This window comes from Hydrogenovibrio sp. SC-1 (assembly GCF_002848135.1).
Classification (GTDB): Bacteria; Pseudomonadota; Gammaproteobacteria; order Thiomicrospirales; family Thiomicrospiraceae; genus Hydrogenovibrio.
The window spans coordinates 91,898-110,863 of sequence record NZ_PKGB01000001.1; the positions used below are offsets into that span (position 1 = coordinate 91,898).

Annotated in this window: 13 protein-coding genes; 11 read left to right on the top strand and 2 right to left on the bottom strand. The window is 44.2% G+C overall.

Annotated features, from left to right (window positions below):
• Positions 1-78: 78 nt before the first annotated feature.
• The 6 genes from CYQ88_RS00440 (at position 79) to CYQ88_RS00465 (ending at position 6,481) form a co-directional block, all read left to right on the top strand.
• Positions 79-663: a UPF0149 family protein gene (locus CYQ88_RS00440; protein WP_101839293.1), complete on the top strand. Its 585-nt coding sequence runs from the start codon at positions 79-81 to the stop codon at positions 661-663.
• Positions 663-1,982 (top strand): Xaa-Pro aminopeptidase, encoded by a 1,320-nt coding sequence (gene pepP / locus CYQ88_RS00445; RefSeq protein WP_101839295.1) that lies wholly within the window; start codon positions 663-665, stop codon positions 1,980-1,982. Before CYQ88_RS00440 ends, pepP begins: the two co-directional genes overlap by 1 nt.
• 24 nt (positions 1,983-2,006) lie before the next feature.
• Positions 2,007-3,188 (top strand): FAD-dependent oxidoreductase, encoded by a 1,182-nt coding sequence (locus CYQ88_RS00450; RefSeq protein ID WP_101839296.1) that lies wholly within the window; start codon positions 2,007-2,009, stop codon positions 3,186-3,188.
• Complete coding sequence (locus tag CYQ88_RS00455; RefSeq protein ID WP_101839297.1) at positions 3,181-4,443, top strand: UbiH/UbiF/VisC/COQ6 family ubiquinone biosynthesis hydroxylase; 1,263 nt, start codon at positions 3,181-3,183, stop codon at positions 4,441-4,443. Before CYQ88_RS00450 ends, CYQ88_RS00455 begins: the two co-directional genes overlap by 8 nt.
• The gene (locus tag CYQ88_RS00460; protein WP_101839299.1) at positions 4,440-5,411 is read left to right on the top strand and encodes a potassium channel family protein; all 972 of its coding nucleotides are present in this window, start codon (positions 4,440-4,442) and stop codon (positions 5,409-5,411) included. Before CYQ88_RS00455 ends, CYQ88_RS00460 begins: the two co-directional genes overlap by 4 nt.
• 134 nt (positions 5,412-5,545) lie before the next feature.
• On the top strand, positions 5,546-6,481 hold the full coding sequence (locus CYQ88_RS00465; RefSeq protein WP_101839301.1) for a LysR family transcriptional regulator: 936 nt from the start codon (positions 5,546-5,548) through the stop codon (positions 6,479-6,481).
• 70 nt (positions 6,482-6,551) lie between these two features.
• On the opposite strand, the gene CYQ88_RS00470 is transcribed toward CYQ88_RS00465, so the two are convergent.
• Entirely contained in the window at positions 6,552-7,961 is a 1,410-nt protein-coding gene (locus CYQ88_RS00470) for a PhoH family protein (protein WP_101839303.1), read from the bottom strand.
• A 55-nt stretch (positions 7,962-8,016) separates the two neighbouring features.
• Complete coding sequence (locus CYQ88_RS00475; protein WP_101839305.1) at positions 8,017-8,499, bottom strand: peroxiredoxin; 483 nt, start codon at positions 8,497-8,499, stop codon at positions 8,017-8,019.
• 197 nt (positions 8,500-8,696) lie between these two features.
• Here CYQ88_RS00475 and dapA point away from each other — a divergent pair, with 197 nt between their 5' ends.
• From dapA to CYQ88_RS00500, 5 genes are all read left to right on the top strand, one after another.
• Positions 8,697-9,563, top strand: coding sequence for a 4-hydroxy-tetrahydrodipicolinate synthase (dapA, locus tag CYQ88_RS00480; protein WP_199170137.1), 867 nt, complete (start codon positions 8,697-8,699; stop codon positions 9,561-9,563).
• Positions 9,560-9,808, top strand: coding sequence for a hypothetical protein (locus tag CYQ88_RS00485; RefSeq protein WP_101839310.1), 249 nt, complete (start codon positions 9,560-9,562; stop codon positions 9,806-9,808). The genes dapA and CYQ88_RS00485 overlap by 4 nt, the downstream gene beginning before the upstream one ends.
• 159 nt (positions 9,809-9,967) lie before the next feature.
• A complete protein-coding gene (gene purL, locus CYQ88_RS00490; RefSeq protein ID WP_101839311.1) occupies positions 9,968-13,846 on the top strand; it encodes a phosphoribosylformylglycinamidine synthase in 3,879 nt (1,292 codons plus the stop codon).
• Positions 13,847-14,042: 196 nt separating this feature from the next.
• A complete protein-coding gene (locus tag CYQ88_RS00495) occupies positions 14,043-15,956 on the top strand; it encodes a 5'-nucleotidase C-terminal domain-containing protein (RefSeq protein WP_101839313.1) in 1,914 nt (637 codons plus the stop codon).
• A 141-nt stretch (positions 15,957-16,097) separates the two neighbouring features.
• Complete coding sequence (locus CYQ88_RS00500) at positions 16,098-18,929, top strand: EAL domain-containing protein (RefSeq protein ID WP_101839315.1); 2,832 nt, start codon at positions 16,098-16,100, stop codon at positions 18,927-18,929.
• The last annotated feature ends 37 nt before the right edge of the window (positions 18,930-18,966 follow it).

Here is an 18,966-nt window from a genome sequence, read left to right on the forward strand (position 1 = left end):
TGGTTAGGTCCTGTCTTTGGTTGTCGTTGAAGCTATGGTATGATTCAAACCAATATTTTGGTGTTTTAAGGGAAACAGATGCAAAGCAAAACGAACTCGTTTGATGAGATAAGTGCCGTTATTGAGCCTTATTCTGAATTGGAGTCCCCGGCCTTTTTACAAGGGATGTTAATGGGTACTCTGTGTGGCGAAGGTGAAATAAAGGAAGCCGTCTGGTTAAAGCGGCTACTCGAAGAGGCAAAAGTGACTTCGGTTAAAGAAAGTTTTCTGGTGTCGATGCATCAATTGTATTTGGATGCGGAAGGTGCACTCAATGGTTCTGGATTTGAACTAAATTTATGCCTGCCTGCTGACACAGAGCATCTGTCGTTTCGTGCGCAAATGCTCGGGCAATTTTGTGAGGGATTTTTATATGGACTCGGTTTAGCTGGTAAACCTGAATCTAAATTAACTGGCGAGGTCGCAGAGTTGTGTCAGGACTTTGGTAGTATTGCCCGTATTGATATTGCCGATTTATCAGATACCTCTGAACAGGATGAGTCTGACTATATGGAATTGGTTGAGTTTGTCAAGATTGGCGTGATGACAATAAATGAAACCTTAAATCCGATAGAAGGCTCCCCGATTATGACCATGGAACCGCCAACGGAGTCACGACATTAATGAAAGCCAATGCCATCTATATTGCAAGGCGCCAAGCGTTAGTCGAACAGCTTCCTGAAAATAGTGTGGTTTGGGTCGCATCTGGAGAAGAGAGAATCCGTAACCGAGATGTGGAATATGATTTTCGGCCGGCGTCTGACTTTTTTTACTTAACGGGCTTTACAGAACCGGATGCCGTCTTGATGCTAAAAAAGCAGGCAGGCAACGTTTCAACAGGCTTGTTTTTAAGACCCAAGGACAGTGAAAAAGAGGTTTGGCAAGGTCGGCGTTTAGGGGTTGAGTTTGCGCCACGTCAGCTGAATATTGACCAGGCCTGGGACATTTCAGAGTTGATTGACGAAGGTTGTGCTCTCTTAACCGGGATAGAAAACGTCTATGTGAGTTTTTCGGAATTGTCCGAGTGGACGGAAACCCTTGCGGATTGGGTTGCGCAACATAAAGCAAACAGTCGAAAAGGTGATGAGGCAATAAAGACGATTGCGGATCTAGATTCGGTGTTACATGAAATGCGACTTATTAAATCTAAAGCGGAGATTGAGATTATGCGTCAAGCGGCACGCGTTTCCGTTCAAGGGCATTTGTCTGCAATGAAATCGGTTGCATCGGAAAAATTTGAATATCAAGTCCAAGCCGATATTGAGAATACCTTCAAGCAACATGGTTCCCCTCGAGTGGCATTTAATTCGATTGTCGCCAGTGGTGAAAATGCATGTGTCCTTCATTACACTGAAAATAACGCGAAAATCCAAAATGGCAATTTGGTTTTGGTTGATGCTGGCGCTGAATTTGGTGGCTATGCAGGCGATATTACCAGTACTTTCCCGGCCAATGGGCATTTCACCAAGCCTCAGGCAGCGGTTTATGAATGGGTGTTGGCGGCGCAACAGGCTGTGATTGACCGGGTACGTCCCGGTGTGTTGTTTGAAGAGTTGCAGCAAGTCGCCATTGAGAAGATTACCACGGGCTTGGTAGAGCTGGGCATATTGTCAGGAAAAGTGTCGGTGTTAATCGAAGATGAAGCTTACAAGCCGTTTTATATGCATGGTGTAAGTCATTGGTTGGGGATGGATGTGCATGATGTGGGGGCGTATAAAGTGGCCGGACAATCACGTCCCTTACAAGCGGGTATGGTGTTAACGGTTGAGCCGGGCTTGTATTTGCCAAAATCCTCAACTGACGTTCCCGAATCCTATCGAGGCATGGGGATTCGAATCGAAGATGATGTGTTGGTTACGGAAACAGGCTGTGACGTGTTAACTGTTGGGATGCCGAGACGCGTTACTGAAATTGAACGCTGGATGGCTGCAAATCGTGGTTAGTTGACTTTTGTTTAAGGGGGCCGTATGGCAATAGAGTTAAAATCAGCAGTGATTGTCGGAGGGGGACCTGTCGGGCTCATATTGGCGGTTGCTTTGGCCAAGCAAGGTAAAGCGGTTACGGTCATTGAAAAAAACAGCTTTGAGCAAGGAGAGGCTGGTTCCTTTGATGGTCGGGTTCTGGCGCTCACTTATGGTTCTATGCAGTTTCTGGAAAAACTGGGCTTGGGCGCAGCGCTTCAGCCCTATATCACGCCCATTGAACACGTTCATGTTTCGCAAAAAGGGTATTTAGGCTTAACCTATTTACATGCGGATGAAATGCAGGTGCCCGCCTTGGGATACAGTATTACCGCGGCTGATCTGGGCAAGGTGTTATGGCATCAGGTGAAGGCGGATGCCAATATTGAAACCTTTAGCGGTTCAGGCCTGGTTGAATTTGGGGTTGAAAATGACTACCAAAAAGTCTCTTTTCAGCAGGGCGATGGTGTGCAAGTGCGGACTACGCAACTGTTGGTTGGGGCGGATGGCACTCAGTCGGCCGTTCGTAAACAGCTTGGCCTGACGATGACCGAGAAATCTTATCAGGCATTTGGCGTTATTAGTAAAGTCACGACCGCTGAACCGGCAAATGGTTGGGCCTTTGAGCGGTTTACCGAAACCGGTCCTGTGGCCTTGTTGCCGATGCAGGGCAATGAACATAAAGCTGTTTGGGTGGTGCCGGAACAACAAATAGATTCCGTTCGAAATATGGATGATCAGGTTTTTTTAGAGGCCTTTTCAGCGCAAATCGGAGAGCGATTTGGGGGCTTTGAACAGGTAAGTGAACGAGTGGTTTATCCTTTAATTGAAACCTATGTACCGAATTTTATCGGGCCAAGAGCCGTTCTAATGGGGAATGCCGCCCATACGCAGCACCCAGTTGCGGCACAGGGACTCAATTTGGGAATTGCTGATATTATAGAGTTTATAGAAATGGCCGTGTCGACACCGGATATTGGAGAAGCTGAATTTTTATCAACGTATGCACAAAATCGACATCACCACCATCAGTCGGTGATGGGCTTAACTGATAGCTTGATTCAATTGTTTCAAGCGCCATCGCCCGTGGTCGGTCATTTCCGAGGCTTAGGGTTAATGGCAATGCATTCGTTACCACGGCTACGGAAGCGATTTGCATCTTTTACAATGGGGTTGAATCATGACTAACAATCATTCTAAGGCATCATCGTCACCCGTTGAGATTGCCGAAAAAGCGGGTTGGGATGTGATTGTTGTTGGGGGTGGCATGGTCGGCGCCACAGCTGCACTGGGGTTGGCTCAACAGCAATTTAACGTGTTATTGCTCGAACAGTATGAACCGGATTTGTCCTGGTCAACACAGCAGCCCTATCAGGTTCGTGTCAGTGCCTTAACGCGCGCTTCTGAAAATATCTTAAAAGCATTAGGGGCTTGGCCGGGGATTGAGGCACGGCGCTGTCATGCATTTACTGATATGCATGTTTGGGAGTCGTCTTCTGAAGCAGAAGTTCATTTTTCGGCGGCCGATATTCACCAAGCCAATTTGGGGCATGTCGTTGAAAATTCGGTGATACAAGCCGCACTGTGGGAACAGCTTTTAGCACATCCTTCGGTTACCATTCGTACGGGTGATGAGGTGGTCGATTTAAGCTTGACCTCGCAAGGTGCGGAAGTGTTTTTAAGTAATGGTGAGTCCCTGTTAACCCAATTGGTGGTGGGCGCTGATGGTGCAGCCTCCAAAACTCGGCAATTGGCAGGTATTGAATTGACAACACATGATTATCATCAATGTGCTGTGGTCGGATGCGTTGAAACCGAACTGTCTCATCAAAATACTTGTTGGCAACGTTATCAGGCGGATGGCCCCTTTGCGTTTTTAGCCATGCCTGATAATCAGAGTTCAATTGCCTGGTATTTGCCGATTGAAAAAATGCAGTGGGCATTAGCTCTGTCTGACGAGGCTTTTGCGGAAGCCATTACAGAAGCCTCGGCGAACAAGTTAGGTCAGGTCATTAAGGTCGGTGAGCGCGGCGCATTTCCTTTGATTCGCCGTCATGCCAATCATTATATTCAACCCCATTTTGTATTGATAGGTGATGCGGCGCATACTGTCCATCCTCAAGCGGGACAAGGCGTCAATTTGGGGCTATTAGATGCAGCGGCATTGATTGACACCTTGGCCAATGCACGACAACAGGCACCCGAAAAAGATTGGAGTCGCCGCAGTGTGTTGCGTCGATATGAGCGTTGGCGACGTGGGGATAATGTGATTGTACAACGGTCAATGGAAGGGTTTGATTGGATGTTTCAACAAGACCAATCCGTTAAAAACAAGCTGCGTTCAAAAATATTGCCACTAGCCAATCAAGCTACGCCGATTAAGAACTGGCTAATGTCGCAAGTGTTAAAAGGGCGTGAAGTCCTTCCTTCGTTAGCCCAATGACGTTTCAGACATTTAATCGCATCAATATTAAAGCGGTACTGGGCGTAGAAGGTGTTTCAGAGTCAGAGCCTTCCAATGCACGTCAAATTGGCCGCTATTTTTCTTTCTTGGTCTTAATTGCATTATTGGTTGTGGTCGTGCAGTTGGTGCTTGATTATGCAGGGCATCAGCAGTATCAGTCGATTCTTTCCATTGGCGTGTGGTCGGTTTTTGTATTAGAGTTTGGGGTTAATTTACTCTTTGTTACTAATCGAAAGCGTTATCTTCTTCATAATTGGCTAAATGCTTTAATCATCATTATCGCGTTGCCCTGGTGGGAGGTCAGTCACGATTGGGCAGTCCTATTTAGAAGCTTGCGGTTATTTTTGTTTTTGAGAATTATTTTGAATGTCTTTGGGGCTTTTGTGGCCTTGCTGCGTCAAAATAGTTTTGGTCTGGTGTTATTTGGGGCAATGGTTTTTATAATTGTCGCGGGTTCAATTTTTTCAGTTATTGAAGAGGTCGAATTTATTGATGGCGTTTGGTACGCCTTGGTGACGATAACGACCGTCGGCTATGGTGATTTGGTGCCGCTAACCGAAACGGGGCGACTCTTTGGTGCGGTTTTGATTGTGGTCGGTGTGATGCTGTTTTCATTGGTGACAGCAAATGTATCGGCTTTTCTGATTGGCACTGAGCAAAAGAACCGTGAAAAGGAGATTTTGAAACAAGTCCGGTTAATGCAAACACATTTAGAACAGCTCTCTGAGAACAATGAGCAACGTATGGTGCGTGTGTTGGAGCATGTCTCCGAGCATCTGGATCAATTGGAACATCGCATTGAATCACTGCATTTGCAATCGCACGAGCGCAATGTGGTTTATCATGATGCCAAAATTCAGCAGGAAAGCGAGCAGTTGTTATTAAAGATGAAGGCAGAAAATAAAAAACTATTAGAGGAAGTGAAACGACTAGTAAAAGGTGTTTAGTTTGAATTTTATATCGGATACCCATAAGCGATTCTAAGGGTGGGGTATAAAATATTTTGACTTTTGTACCAAGCGGCACTATAGTCTATTCCTTAAAAAGTTATTTAGATAGTTACAATAAGGGCACCTTCAGTATGGCTGATAGACGGCTTCAAGTTTTTTACACAGTTGCAAGAGTATTGAGTTTTACCAAAGCAGCTGAAACCCTTCATATGACCCAACCCGCAGTAACCTTTCAAGTTAAGCAGCTCGAAGAATTTTTTAATACCCGCCTCTTTGACAGAACGCATAATAAAATTACCCTCACGGAAGCCGGAAAGCTAGTCTATGACTACGCTGAAAAAATACTCGATCATTATGACAAAATGAATTCTGAGGTTCGAGAGCTGACCGGAGAGGTCACGGGTAGTTTGTTGATCGGAGCGAGTACGACGATTGCCGAATACTTACTGCCGAATTTGCTTGGTGTCTTCAATAAAAAATTTGAAGATGTCAATATTCGCCTTCAAGTGGGCAATACTGATGCGATTGTGGCCATGGTTGAAAACAATATGATTGATTTGGGGATTGTTGAGGCGCCTGTCTATAACAAAAACCTAGAAGTGGAAGTCTGTCGTATTGATGAAATGGTGTTGATTGTTCCCCCCGATCACCCCTTGGCAAACCGCAATAAAATTTCGATTGAAGATATGCGTCAGTATCGTTATATCTCTCGTGAAGAAGGATCTGGTTCTCGTTCGGTCATTGATACCTATATCCGAGAACAGGGTTTGAGTTATTCAGATTTAAATGTGGTAATGGAATTGGGTAGCCCTGAATCGGTCAAAATGGCGGTTGAAGCAGGGGTGGGCATTGCCATCGTTTCTCGTACCACTTTGGCCAAAGAATTAAAGTTAGGCACCCTAAAAGCTCTTCCTTTGGATCCGCCTTTGCAAAGACCTTTTTCTCATGTTCGCCAAAAACACAAGTTCCGTCATCGTGCGGTTGGTGAATTGTTAGAGTTTGCCGTGGGGTATTGTAAGATTAACGCCTCAGAACAAGGCTTTAAAGTCCCTGAAGAAAAGAAATAAATCTAAATTAAACTTATAAAAAAAGCCCCAAATGACCAGGCCTGGTCATTTGGGGCTTTTTTTTATACTCTTATAAGTTTTCCGAAGAAAACTCTGCTAAGCGAGAACGTTCGCCTTGTTGCAAGGTGATATGAGCACTGTGCTCCCATTCTTTAAAGCGATCAACAATATAGGTTAGCCCAGTGGTTGTTTCGGTTAGATAAGGCGAATCAATTTGACCGATATTTCCTAAGCAAACAATTTTGGTGCCTTCACCTGCTCTTGTAATCAGGGTTTTCATTTGCTTGGGTGTGAGGTTTTGCGCTTCATCTAAAATAATAAACTTGTTTTGAAAGGTTCGCCCTCGCATAAAGTTCAATGATTTGATTTTAATGCGTTTATTAAGCAGTTCTTGGGTTGAGGCTTTTTCCCAATCCGTTGCATGACCATCGGTCTGGGTGAGTACCTCAAGATTATCCATTAGCGCCCCCATCCAAGGTGTCATTTTTTCTTCTTCTGTGCCGGGTAAAAAGCCGATGTCATCGCCAATCGGGATGGTCGCGCGCGTCATAATAATTTCGTTATAAATGCCTTCATCCAAGGTTTGTTCAAGGGCGGCCGCTAAGGTGATTAGGGTCTTTCCGGTACCGGCAGTCCCTAAGAGCGAAACGAAATCGATTTCAGGATCCAATAAAAATTTGAGCGCCATATTTTGTTCTTGGTTACGGGCAGTGACGCCCCAAACGGATGTGCGGGATTGTGAGAAGTTAGGTAGGTATTCTAAGGTGGCGCGTCCATGTTCAATTTTTCGTACGATGGCACTAAAGCCAGAATCATTTTCACTAATCAAACATTCGTTTGGATACCAGAGCAAGCTGTCATCGAGTTCCAGCTCATAAAAGGTTTTATCATCCTCTTGCCAAGATTTCATTTTGTCAAAATGGTTCTCAAAAAAGTGCTCGGGTAGCAGCTCCCAACCAGTAAACAGTAAGTCGGCATCTTCTAAAACCCGATCATTATAGTAATCTTCGGAGTGGAGGCCCACTGCCGATGATTTAATGCGCATATTGATGTCTTTGGTCACTAGGGTGACATTGCGACTGGGGTACTGGGTTTTAAGGGCTAGGCCGGTTTGCAGGATATGATTATCTGCTTTATGACTCGGGAGTGATTCGGGTAGTTTTGCTAATAGCGGTTCAGTTTCAAAAAAGAGTTTGCCAAGATGAAGCGTGGTGCTTTCTTTGTTTGGGTGAATGCGCTCTAGGTCTAGCCCAAGTTTAATTTCTTCAAAAGAGGCATTGCTAATGATTTGGTCAATAAGTCGGTTGGTTTCACGGACATTGCGAGAAACTTCCGACATGCCTTTTTTACCTGCATCCAGCTCTTCTAACACTGTCATTGAAATAAAAATGTCATGTTCTTCAAAGTTGAAGAGTGCCATCGGGTCGTGCATCAATACATTGGTGTCTAATATGAAGAGACGGTTTGGATTATCTGTCATGGTTGCATTCCTTTGCTATTGGGCTTTTTAGGACTTTTGGCAGTGCTTTACAGTATTAAGTCTGTTGTGCTTGGACAGCGGCCAAAACTTCTTGAACATGACCAATAACCTTGACTTTACGCCAGTCCTTGACGACTTTACCCTGAGGGTCAATTAAAAAGGTACTGCGTTCAATTCCCAAATAAGTTTTACCATAGTTCTTTTTCAGTTTAATGACATCAAATAGGTTGCAGAGCGTTTCATCTGGGTCTGAGATGAGCTCAAATGGAAACTGATACTTGGCTTTGAAATTTTCATGTTTGCGGATAGAGTCCCGTGAGACGCCATAAATTTCAGTATTGAGCGCTTTAAACTCGGGGTAAGCCGCTGTAAAGTCTTGCCCTTCTGTTGTGCAGCCAGGGGTATTGTCTTTTGGGTAAAAGTACAAGACAGTATAGTGGTTTAATAAATCCGATTCGGTAATGGTTTGATTGCTTGTTGTTTCGAGCGTGAAGGCAGGTACGGTATCATTGAGTCCAATTTGGGCTGTTTCAGTCATGTTTATCTCCTTGCTTTTAGTGATTAGTATGCAAGGTTTTGAAGGTAAGCACAATTAAAAAATACTGAAAAAAACGTTCATGAGTATCAGGCGATTGTCACTGAAATAAGCGCTTGAAGAAACGGGGGTGAAAGGTTAATATTACCGTTTAAAATTTTGCTAATGGTTGGAGATAAATCATCGTGTTTAGAGGCAGTATGGTGGCATTGGTCACACCGATGTTGGAAGACGAGTCAGTGGACTACGAAACGCTTGAGAAATTAATTGAATTTCACATCGAGTCTAAGACGAAAGCCATTGTTGCGATGGGCACGACAGGTGAATCAGCAACCTTAGATTTTCAAGAACATCGTGATGTGATTCGTTTTGCCGTGGAAAAATCAGCAGGCCGTATTCCCATTATCGCAGGAACGGGAGCCAACTCCACTGCGGAAGCGATTGGATTGACCCAATATGCTAAGGATGTGGGCGCTGATGCCTGTTTGTTGGTGACACCTTATTATAATAAACCCACTCAAGAAGGGCTTTATCTGCATTACAAGAAAATTGCAGAGACAGTGGATATTGATCAGATTTTGTACAATGTTCCTGGGCGAACGGCCTGCGATTTATTGCCTGAAACGGTGGGTCGTTTGGCAAGCATTCCGAATATCATTGGTATAAAGGAAGCAACCGGTGATGTGAGCCGTGTGGCGCAGATCAAAGCTTTAGCTGGAGATGCGTTTGATCTTTATACGGGAGATGATGCAACCGCGGTGGAGTTTATCCTTGCTGGTGGTCATGGTGGCATCTCTGTGACGGCCAATGTTGCACCAGCACAATTGTCTGAAGTCTATGAAGCGGCTCTTAGCGGGGATGCGGAATTAGCTCGGCGTCTCGATGTGGCATTATCAGAGTTGCATACTAATTTATTTCTGGAAGCGAACCCGATTCCGGTGAAATGGGCTATGGCTCAGATGGGATTAATGAATGGCGCTATTCGTCTGCCGTTAACGCCTTTATCAGAAAAATATCATCCACAGGTTCGCCATGCCTTACAAGTCGCAGGAGTTCTGTCTGAATGAATGTTAAATCAACGTTATTTCAAAATCTATGGTCGCTAAAGGCGCAAGCTGGTGTTCGTTTAATGTCAACAGTAGTATTGGCTGTGACCTTGGCCGGCTGTTCTTTGACGCCTTGCCAAGAAGCGGATGCTGATCCAGAAGCTGATCAACAGAGAGTGGCGAAAGATCTTGCGATCCCGCCGGATTTGTTAAATCCAGCGATTGAAAATAAACCTTTTAATGAAGCCATCAAACCTGCTTCTTAAGATTATTCATGATCATGCAAAGCTTAACGATACAACCGAAAAAAGCGATTAAGCGGCAGCAAACACAACCTATTTTGAATGCTTTAGAGCTCGCTCTTTAGCGCAATATCGATTACTTGCCCTCGTCCCTTTCGGGGGCTTTTTGTATAAGGAACCACCATGCAAATCATTTGGGGAAATTCGGCGCATTCCGATTATCGTCTTAATCAACTTCATCAAACACTCTCCACTGTTGGTGCCATATCGAGTTTAAGGTCGCAAGCCATTTATGTTGTCGAATTAAAGACACCGACTACTCAATTAACAGAGCAAGCTTTAACTAAGTTAAGACAGTTAGTGAATGATTCGCCTGACGTTGTTTCTGGTGAACTGACGCCATCGAGTTGTATTGTTTTGCCTCGTTTAGGAACGATTTCGCCGTGGTCGTCAAAAGCAACAGATATAACGCATACCTGCGGATTAGAGGAAGTGAGTCGGATTGAGCGTGGGGTTGTTTTCTATTTTGAAGGGGTTTCAGAATCCGATCGTCCTGCAATGGAAGCGCTGTTGTTTGATCGAATGATGGAGCAGGTGGTCCATGATACGGAAGCCTTAGCGGATTTGTTTTCGCATCAATCACCTCGTCCCTTCCAAACCGTGGACATTTTGCAGGGTGGGTTTGATGCGCTCAAGCAAGCCAATCAGGCGATGGGCTTAGCCTTATCCGATGATGAAATGACGTATTTAGTTGACGCCTTTACCAGCTTAGGGCGTAATCCGGTGGATGCCGAGCTTATGATGTTTGCCCAAGCGAATTCAGAACATTGTCGACACAAAATTTTTAATGCTGATTGGACCATTGATGGCCAAGCTCAATCGCATTCGCTGTTTGGCATGATTCGGAATACTTATCAAAAGAACCCGCAAGGGGTGCTATCCGCCTATAGTGATAATGCGGCAGTTTTAGAAGGCTATCCTGCCTCGCGTTTTTTTCCGAATCCGCAGACCGCTCAGTATCAAACGGTTGAGGAGCCTGTTCACTTTCAAATCAAAGTGGAAACCCACAACCATCCAACGGCAATTTCACCTTGGCCAGGTGCTGCGACTGGATCAGGGGGCGAAATTCGGGATGAAGGCGCTACCGGTCGCGGGTCTAAACCAAAAGCTGGGTTAACCGGATTTACGGTGTCCAATTTGAATATTCCAGAATTTGAGCAGCCTTGGGAAAGACCTTATGGTAAGCCGAGCCGAATTGTTTCTGCACTGGATATTATGTTGGAAGGGCCTTTAGGTGCAGCAGGGTTTAATAATGAGTTTGGTCGTCCAGCGATTAATGGCTATTTCCGTACTTATGAAAATGCCTTATTAACAAATGAGGGCGATGAGGTTCGAGGGTATCATAAACCGATTATGTTGGCCGGTGGTTTGGGTTCTATTCGGGATATGCATGTTCAAAAAGAAACCATTCCTGTTGGCGCTAAACTAGTGGTTTTAGGTGGCCCGGCGATGCTGATTGGTCTGGGTGGTGGCGCAGCTTCTTCTGTAGACAGTGGTGCCGGTTCCGAAAGCTTGGATTTCGCCTCTGTTCAGCGTGAAAATCCAGAAATGGAAAGGCGAGCGCAGGAAGTCATTGACCGTTGTACCTATTTGGGAGGAGCCTCACCAATTGCATCCATTCATGACGTGGGCGCGGGTGGTTTGTCGAATGCTTTTCCCGAATTAGTGAATGATGCAGGTCGGGGCGGACACTTTAATCTAAGAGCGGTTCCTAATGATGAACCGGGCATGTCGCCGATGGAAATTTGGTGTAATGAATCGCAAGAGCGTTATGTGATTGCGATTTATCCTGACAAGCTTGCAGAATTTGAACGCATTTGCCGTCGTGAACGCTGTTTGTATGCAATTGTAGGCGAAGCCACTGCTGAGCAGAAGTTGGTGGTGAATGATACGGTATTTGATAATAACCCAGTAGATATGCCATTGAATGTCCTGCTAGGAAAACCACCCAAAATGCACCGTGATGTCGTTTCTCGTCAGGTTCCTCAGCCCGGTTTTGAACCGGCTGTTTTGGCTATGGATGAGGTGGTGGAGCGGTTATTGAAGTTACCCACTATAGCCAGTAAGAGTTTCCTTATCACTATCGGTGATCGGACGATTACGGGGATGGTGACTCGAGATCAAATGGTCGGGCCTTGGCAGGTTCCGGTAGCAGATGCGGGTATTACTTGCGCGGATTATAACGGTGTAACAGGTGAAGCGATGGCATCCGGTGAAAGGCCGCCAGTCGCCTTAATTAATCCAAAAGCTTCGGCACGTTTGTCAATCGCCGAAGCGATTACCAATATCGCCTGTGCCAAAATTGAGAAAATGAGCGATATCAAAATCTCTGCGAACTGGATGGCTGCAGCTGGTCATCCAGGCGAAGATGCCGCACTCTATCAAGCCGTAGAAGCAGTTGGGTTGGAGTTATGTCCTCAGTTGGGAATTGCCGTACCGGTTGGTAAGGACTCCATGTCAATGAAAACCGTGTGGCAGGAAGCTGATGATATTAAATCGGTTACCTCACCAGTTTCATTGAATATTACTACCTTCGCACCCGTACAGGATGTGCGTAAGACGTTGACCCCTCAATTACGAACGGATTTAGGTGAAACCTGTTTATTGGCAATTGACCTAGGTCGTGGTCAAAATCGTTTAGGGGGAAGTTGTTTAGCGCAAGTCTATAATCAAATAGGGGATGAATCTGCTGATTTGGATTCGGCGAATGACTTAATACAGTTGTTTGACTTTGTACAAACTGTAATGGCCGATGAGTTGGCGTTAGCCTACCATGACCGATCGGACGGTGGATTTTTAGTCACCTTATTAGAAATGGCATTTGCTGGGCACTGTGGTTTAGATCTAGATGTGTCTGCCTTAGGCGATGAGCCAGTTGCCGCTTTATGTTCAGAGGAAGTCGGTGCGATTATTCAAATTTTAGAATCAGATCGCCCCGCAGTTGAAAGATTAATCGCGACCTATGGTTTAACGGAGATGACACACTTTATTGGTCAAGTCACAGAAGGTGATGAGATTGAAATACGTGCACAAGGTCAGAAAGTGTTACAGGGGTCACGTAAAACCTACCAGGCCTGCTGGGCGGAAACCAGCTACCGTATGCAAGCCTTGCGCGATAATGAGCACTGTGCAAAACAAGAATTTGATGCTATTACCGATGATACTCAAGTGCAGATAGCGCCTGTGGTCACTTTCGATGTCAATGACGATATTACTGCTGAGTTTGCTGGACAGCCGCGACCTAAAGTGGCTATTTTGCGGGAGCAAGGGGTGAACGGGCAGCAAGAAATGGCCGCCGCGTTTAATCGTGCTGGGTTTGATGCCATTGATGTTCACATGTCTGATGTCTTATCTGGAGCGGTTGCATTCGATGACTTCCGTGGATTGGTTGCTTGTGGTGGCTTTTCTTACGGTGATGTATTGGGTGCAGGGCGAGGCTGGGCAAACTCCATCTTATTGAACGAGCAAGCGAGAAGCCAGTTTGAAAGCTTCTTCAATCGTGAAGATACCTTTACTCTAGGGGTTTGTAATGGCTGTCAAATGTTGTCAAACCTTAAGGATATTATTCCGGGGGCTGCGCATTGGCCAAAATTTGTGCGTAATCAATCAGAGCAATTTGAAGCACGTTTTTCATTGGTTGAAATTCAGGACTCACCATCCATTTTATTACAAGGCATGGCGGGTACGCGAATTCCGGTGGCCGTTGCTCATGGAGAAGGCCGTATGGATTTTGGCGGTGACCTACCGAGGGATATTGATGCAATGGTGAGTTTACGTTATGTTGATGCTCAAGGTCAGCCATCGGAAGTTTATCCGGCGAATCCGAATGGAACCGTTAATGGCATGACCGGGTTAACGACCCAAGATGGCCGCGTCACTATTATGATGCCGCACCCAGAAAGGGTGTTTAGAACGGTGCAAAATTCATGGCATCCGGATGATTGGCTAGAAGATGCGCCTTGGATGCGTTTGTTCCGAAATGCCAGGAAGTGGGTGGGGTAATCATTTTATAGTCGAGACAGGTACATAAAACCTAACCCCAGTTTGTGGATAAATAATATCGAAGATAAGATAAGCAGACTCTATTAGACTTTTTATTAGGGATTGCTTATATTTATCAAACTTTGTATATTTTGGGTTGGCGGCAATTGTGCGCGCCACTCAATTCGATTTTTTAACCTAAACGGAGTAGGGCAATATGTCTTTAAATCGTCGTGAATTCCTTCATGTTATGTCTCTAGCAGCAGCTGCTGGAATGCTTCCAGGTACAGCGGGTGCTATGTCGTCTAGCCCAGAAAAGAAACAAGGCGCTGCCGCCACTATGGATATGTATAACTTACCGATGAACGGTAAGGTTCGTTTATTGCATATTACCGATACTCATGCCCAATTAAAGCCGATCTATTTCCGTGAACCGAATGTGAATTTGGGAACGGGTCCTGCCTTTGGTAAGCTGCCACATGTGGTCGGAACAAAATTACTGAAAGAATTAAACCTTAAGCCGGGCACACCTTTGGCTCATGCATTTACTTATCTGAACTTCCAGGATGCATCAGAACAGTATGGTAAAGTCGGTGGCTTTGCTCATTTAAAAACCTTGTTAGATAAGTTACGTGAAGGTGCTGGTGGTCGTGAAAATACGTTGACCATGGACGGCGGAGATTTATGGCATGGTTCTGGTACGGCTTTATTTACCCGTGGTCAAGATATGGTTGAAGCGTCGAATTTGATTGGCGTTGATATTATGACCGGTCACTGGGAATTTACCTATAAAGAAGAGGAAGTCCTAAGAAACCTCGGTCAATTTAAGGGTGAATTCTTAGCGCAAAATATTCGGATTAAAGAAGATTCATTATTTGGTGATGAATACCGTGAAATGACTGAACGTCACAATGGCATCGGTATGTATTCGGAAGATGACGGTCGTGCCTTTAAGCCATATACGGTGAAAGTGATTAATGGTGAACGTATTGCTGTGGTGGGTCAAGCATTCCCAAGAACGGCAAATGCAAACCCTCAGTCTAACTTCCCAGATTGGTCATTTGGTTTACGTGAAGACGCTTTGCAAGAAACAGTTGACCACATTCGTGAAACGGAAAAAGTCGCTGCGGTAGTCATGATCTCTCATAATGGTATGGATGTAGATATTAAAATGGCTTCTCGTGTCAGTGGTATTGATGCTATCTTTGGTGGCCATACCCATGATGGGATTCCTAAGACCATTCCAGTGAAAAACCCTGAAGGGGGTGTGTGTCATGTGACCAACGCTGGGTCAAATGCCAAATATGTGGGTTGTATGGATTTAGATATTCAAAACGGTAAATTGCGAGGCGTTCACTATAACCTTTTACCTGTTTTCTCTAATGTGTTGCCTGCAGATGAAACCGTTAAAAAGTATATCGACAATCTTTACACTCGTAAGTACGACAACGCCATTATTGAGTCAAGAGATCCAGCGCGTGCCGTCAACAAAGACCGATTAGGTAAAACTTATGGTGAGATTCTTTCTGAAGAATTGGCTGTGGCCGAAGATACCCTTTACCGTCGTGGTAATTTTATGGGGACTTGGGATCAGATTATCGTGAATTCATTGCGTGAAGAACATGATGCACAAATCGCTATGTCTGCCGGAGTTCGTTGGGGGACCTCTGTGCTTGCGGGTGAAATGATTACCATGGAACGCGTGATGGATGAGACGTCAATGACTTATGGTGAAACCTATAAATCTGAATTGACTGGCGCGCAAATGAAGGATATTTTGGAAGGGATATGTGAAAACCTTTTCCAAAAAGACCCATACTTGCAGTCAGGTGGTGATATGGTCCGTTTAGGGGGTATGGATTATACTTGTGAACCGAACGCCTCATTTGGTAATCGTATTTCTGACTTGCGCTTAGATGATGGTACACCACTTGAAGCCAGTAAGTCTTATTCTGTTGCCGGTTGGGCGCAAGTTGATACGGTCGGTGATGGTCGTTTAATGTGGGATGTTGCGGCGGATTATTTGCGTAATCATAAGCAAGATATGAAGCTGAAGAAAGTCAACCATCCTAAGTTAAAGGGCGTGAAAAACAATCCAGGGATTGAAGATTACGCAGGTGATCTTGCCTAATTTAGATTGATCGTCATAAAATAAAACCCGCATTATTTGCGGGTTTTTTTATTTGTAATTCATGATTTTTTAAAGTATTGTTACACTTATATTAAAATTTTACAGAAATGATTCTGCACTGGCTGAGACCTTCTATTATCTATGCAAACTTTGATTCATCGCTATCAGTCAAATGATGCCCTTCAAGCCTTTCTCCAGCAAATACCGCCTTCAGTAGACCATTTGTTATTACAGGTCATGACAGGTAATCAGAATCAAGATCAAATCACATCTGTCTTAGTGCTTATTCAAGAAAAACTACCCAATGTCGTGATTATTGGAACCTCAACCAGCGGTGAAATTGACCAAGGTCAGGTCTCGGATGGTGAATTACTATTGGTTTTTTCAGTGTTTGAAAGCACGCAACTCCACCCATTTTATGTCGATGAATTATCACAACAGACCGGACAGCAGATTGCAAACCAAGCAAATCAATTGGCTGCGAAGTGTGCGATCCTGTTTGGTAATACCTTAACGGGGCAGCCACAGGCATTTTTAGATGGCATGGCAAAAAACGCACCAGGACTGGTAATTTCTGGTGGCAATGCAGGGGATTTAGATCAATTTCATCGAACCTTTGTGATAACCGGTTGTGAGTTTCATGAACAAGGTATGGCCGGGGTATTACTGGTTAATCCTGATTTAGAGGTTTATCAGGATTATGTATTGAATTGGACACCTGTTGGGCCGCTTTTGACGGTTACAGAATGCGACGATCAAGGTACGATCTATTGTTTGAATGATAAACCGATCAGCGAGGTATACCAACGGTATTTAGGGGCAGAAATTCTTGAGGATTTACCTGCTAGTGCGATGGAGTTTCCACTCCTGAAGCAACAGGATGATTTACAAGTTGGGCGCTCCATGGTGGCGGCCTCTTTGCAAGATGGCTTTCGTTACGCAGGTGTTTTCCAAGAGGGCGATCAAGTCCGTTTTGGTATTGCAGATGTAAATTCAATTTTGAATCAAGCGGCGGATAGGGCGAAATATGCTTATGATTACTATCCGATTGAGTCGATCTTTATCTATTCATGTACCGCAAGGCGCGCTTTCTTAGGAGAGCATATTCAGGCGGAAATTCACGCGTTGAGTGAAATTGCGCCTACCGCCGGATTCTTTACCTATGGAGAGTACTTTACTCATCAGAATCAGCCCAAACTCTTAAATTTAACCACCACTTTTATCGCTCTATCTGAACAGAAGCATCCTTTAAAACGCTCATCGCCCAATTTTGATTTGAAGCACCATTTAGCCAAAGCGTCAACTATCCGCTCCTTAAACCACTTGAATCGCGTGGTGTTGGATGAATTAGATGAACATACCGCTTCTTTGGAGCAATACAAAAATGCGTTGGATCAAACCGCTATCGTTTCGAAAGCAGACATTACGGGACGCATTACCTATGTTAATGAAGCGTTTGAAAAGATTTCAGGCTACTCTTCAAGTGAGGTGTTAGGGAAGAATCATAATATTTTGCGTCATCCAGAAATGCCTAGTTCAGTATTTGCTGATCTCTGGCAAACCATTCAGGCTAAAAAAGTCTGGCGTGGCGTTATTCAAAATATCAAAAAAGATGGTTCTAATTATTACGTGAAGAGTGTGATTGTGCCAATTTTAGATTTGGATCAAAATATTACGGAATATATTAGTATTCGCTCTGATGTGACAGACTTGATCAAGCAAGCTGAAATCATAAAGAGTCATCGCCTAGATGATTTGACAGGATTGCCTAACCGAATCCAACTCTTTGAAGATATAGCCAATACACGGTGTGAGCAGTTAGGTATTTTGGATATTAAAGGATTTCGGTTTATTAACCAGTATTACGGATTTGAATTTGGTGATACGTTAATTCAGCAGTTTTCTAAGGTGCTTTTAGAGCTTTGTGAAAAATATAATTTAGTTCTCTATCGGTTACAGACGGACGTCTTTGTGGTGCGTCCTGAACGCTTGCGCTCAAGAAAGCAGAAAAAACCTTTTGAAGAAAAAATGCAGACAATTCAACAGAAGATCGGTTTGCACAACTTTCTTATCGAAAATATCGAAATTGATGTCGATGTCGAGGTTGGGATTGGTCAAGGCGTAGATCATCTATTGAAAATGGCAGAAACGGCACTGTATCAAGCAAAACATCAGTCACACCATACAGGGGTTACAACGGTCATTCAGGATTCTGACGCCACTAAAACCCACATGGCCTGGCTAGAGAAATTAAAACTGGCATTAAAAGAAGATCGGGTGGTGAATTATTATCAACCTATTATTAATCCTCTCGATCCAGATGATATTAAATATGAAGCATTGGTGCGCTTGATAGATGAAGATGGATCAGTGGTATCCCCTTACTACTTTTTAGAAATCGCTAAAAAGAGTCGATATTATGCTCAGTTAACGCAAGTTGTTGTCAGAAAAGCGGTTGAATTTATTAACGAAACTAGGTATCAAGTGGCTGTCAACTTATCGATTGTTGATATTGAAGACCCTTTAATTCGTCAATATTTACTAGAGCAATTATCAAAAGTTGCACAGGGTAAATTAACTTTTGAACTGACGGAAAGTGAGTCGATTAGTGATTATCAGGTTGTACAAGATTTTATTCATCAGGCAAAAGCACTCGGTGCAGAAATTGCCATAGATGATTTTGGCAGTGGCTATTCGAATTTTTCTTATTTAGCAAATATGCAAGCAGACTATTTAAAAATCGATGGCTCGATTATCAAACAAATTTTAACGGATCAAAAAAGTTGGTTGGTCGCCACCAGCATCGTTGATATCGCGAACAAATTAGGTATTAAAGTGGTAGCCGAGTATGTCAGTGATGAAGCGATTAAAGAAAAGCTACTGGAATATAAAGTGTCCTATCTCCAAGGGTTCCATCTAGGAGAGCCCTTGCCCTTAGAAAGCTTTCCGCTAAATCATTCTGATGATGACTAAGCTTTAAATTAAACCATTAAAACCGATGTGCTCGCAC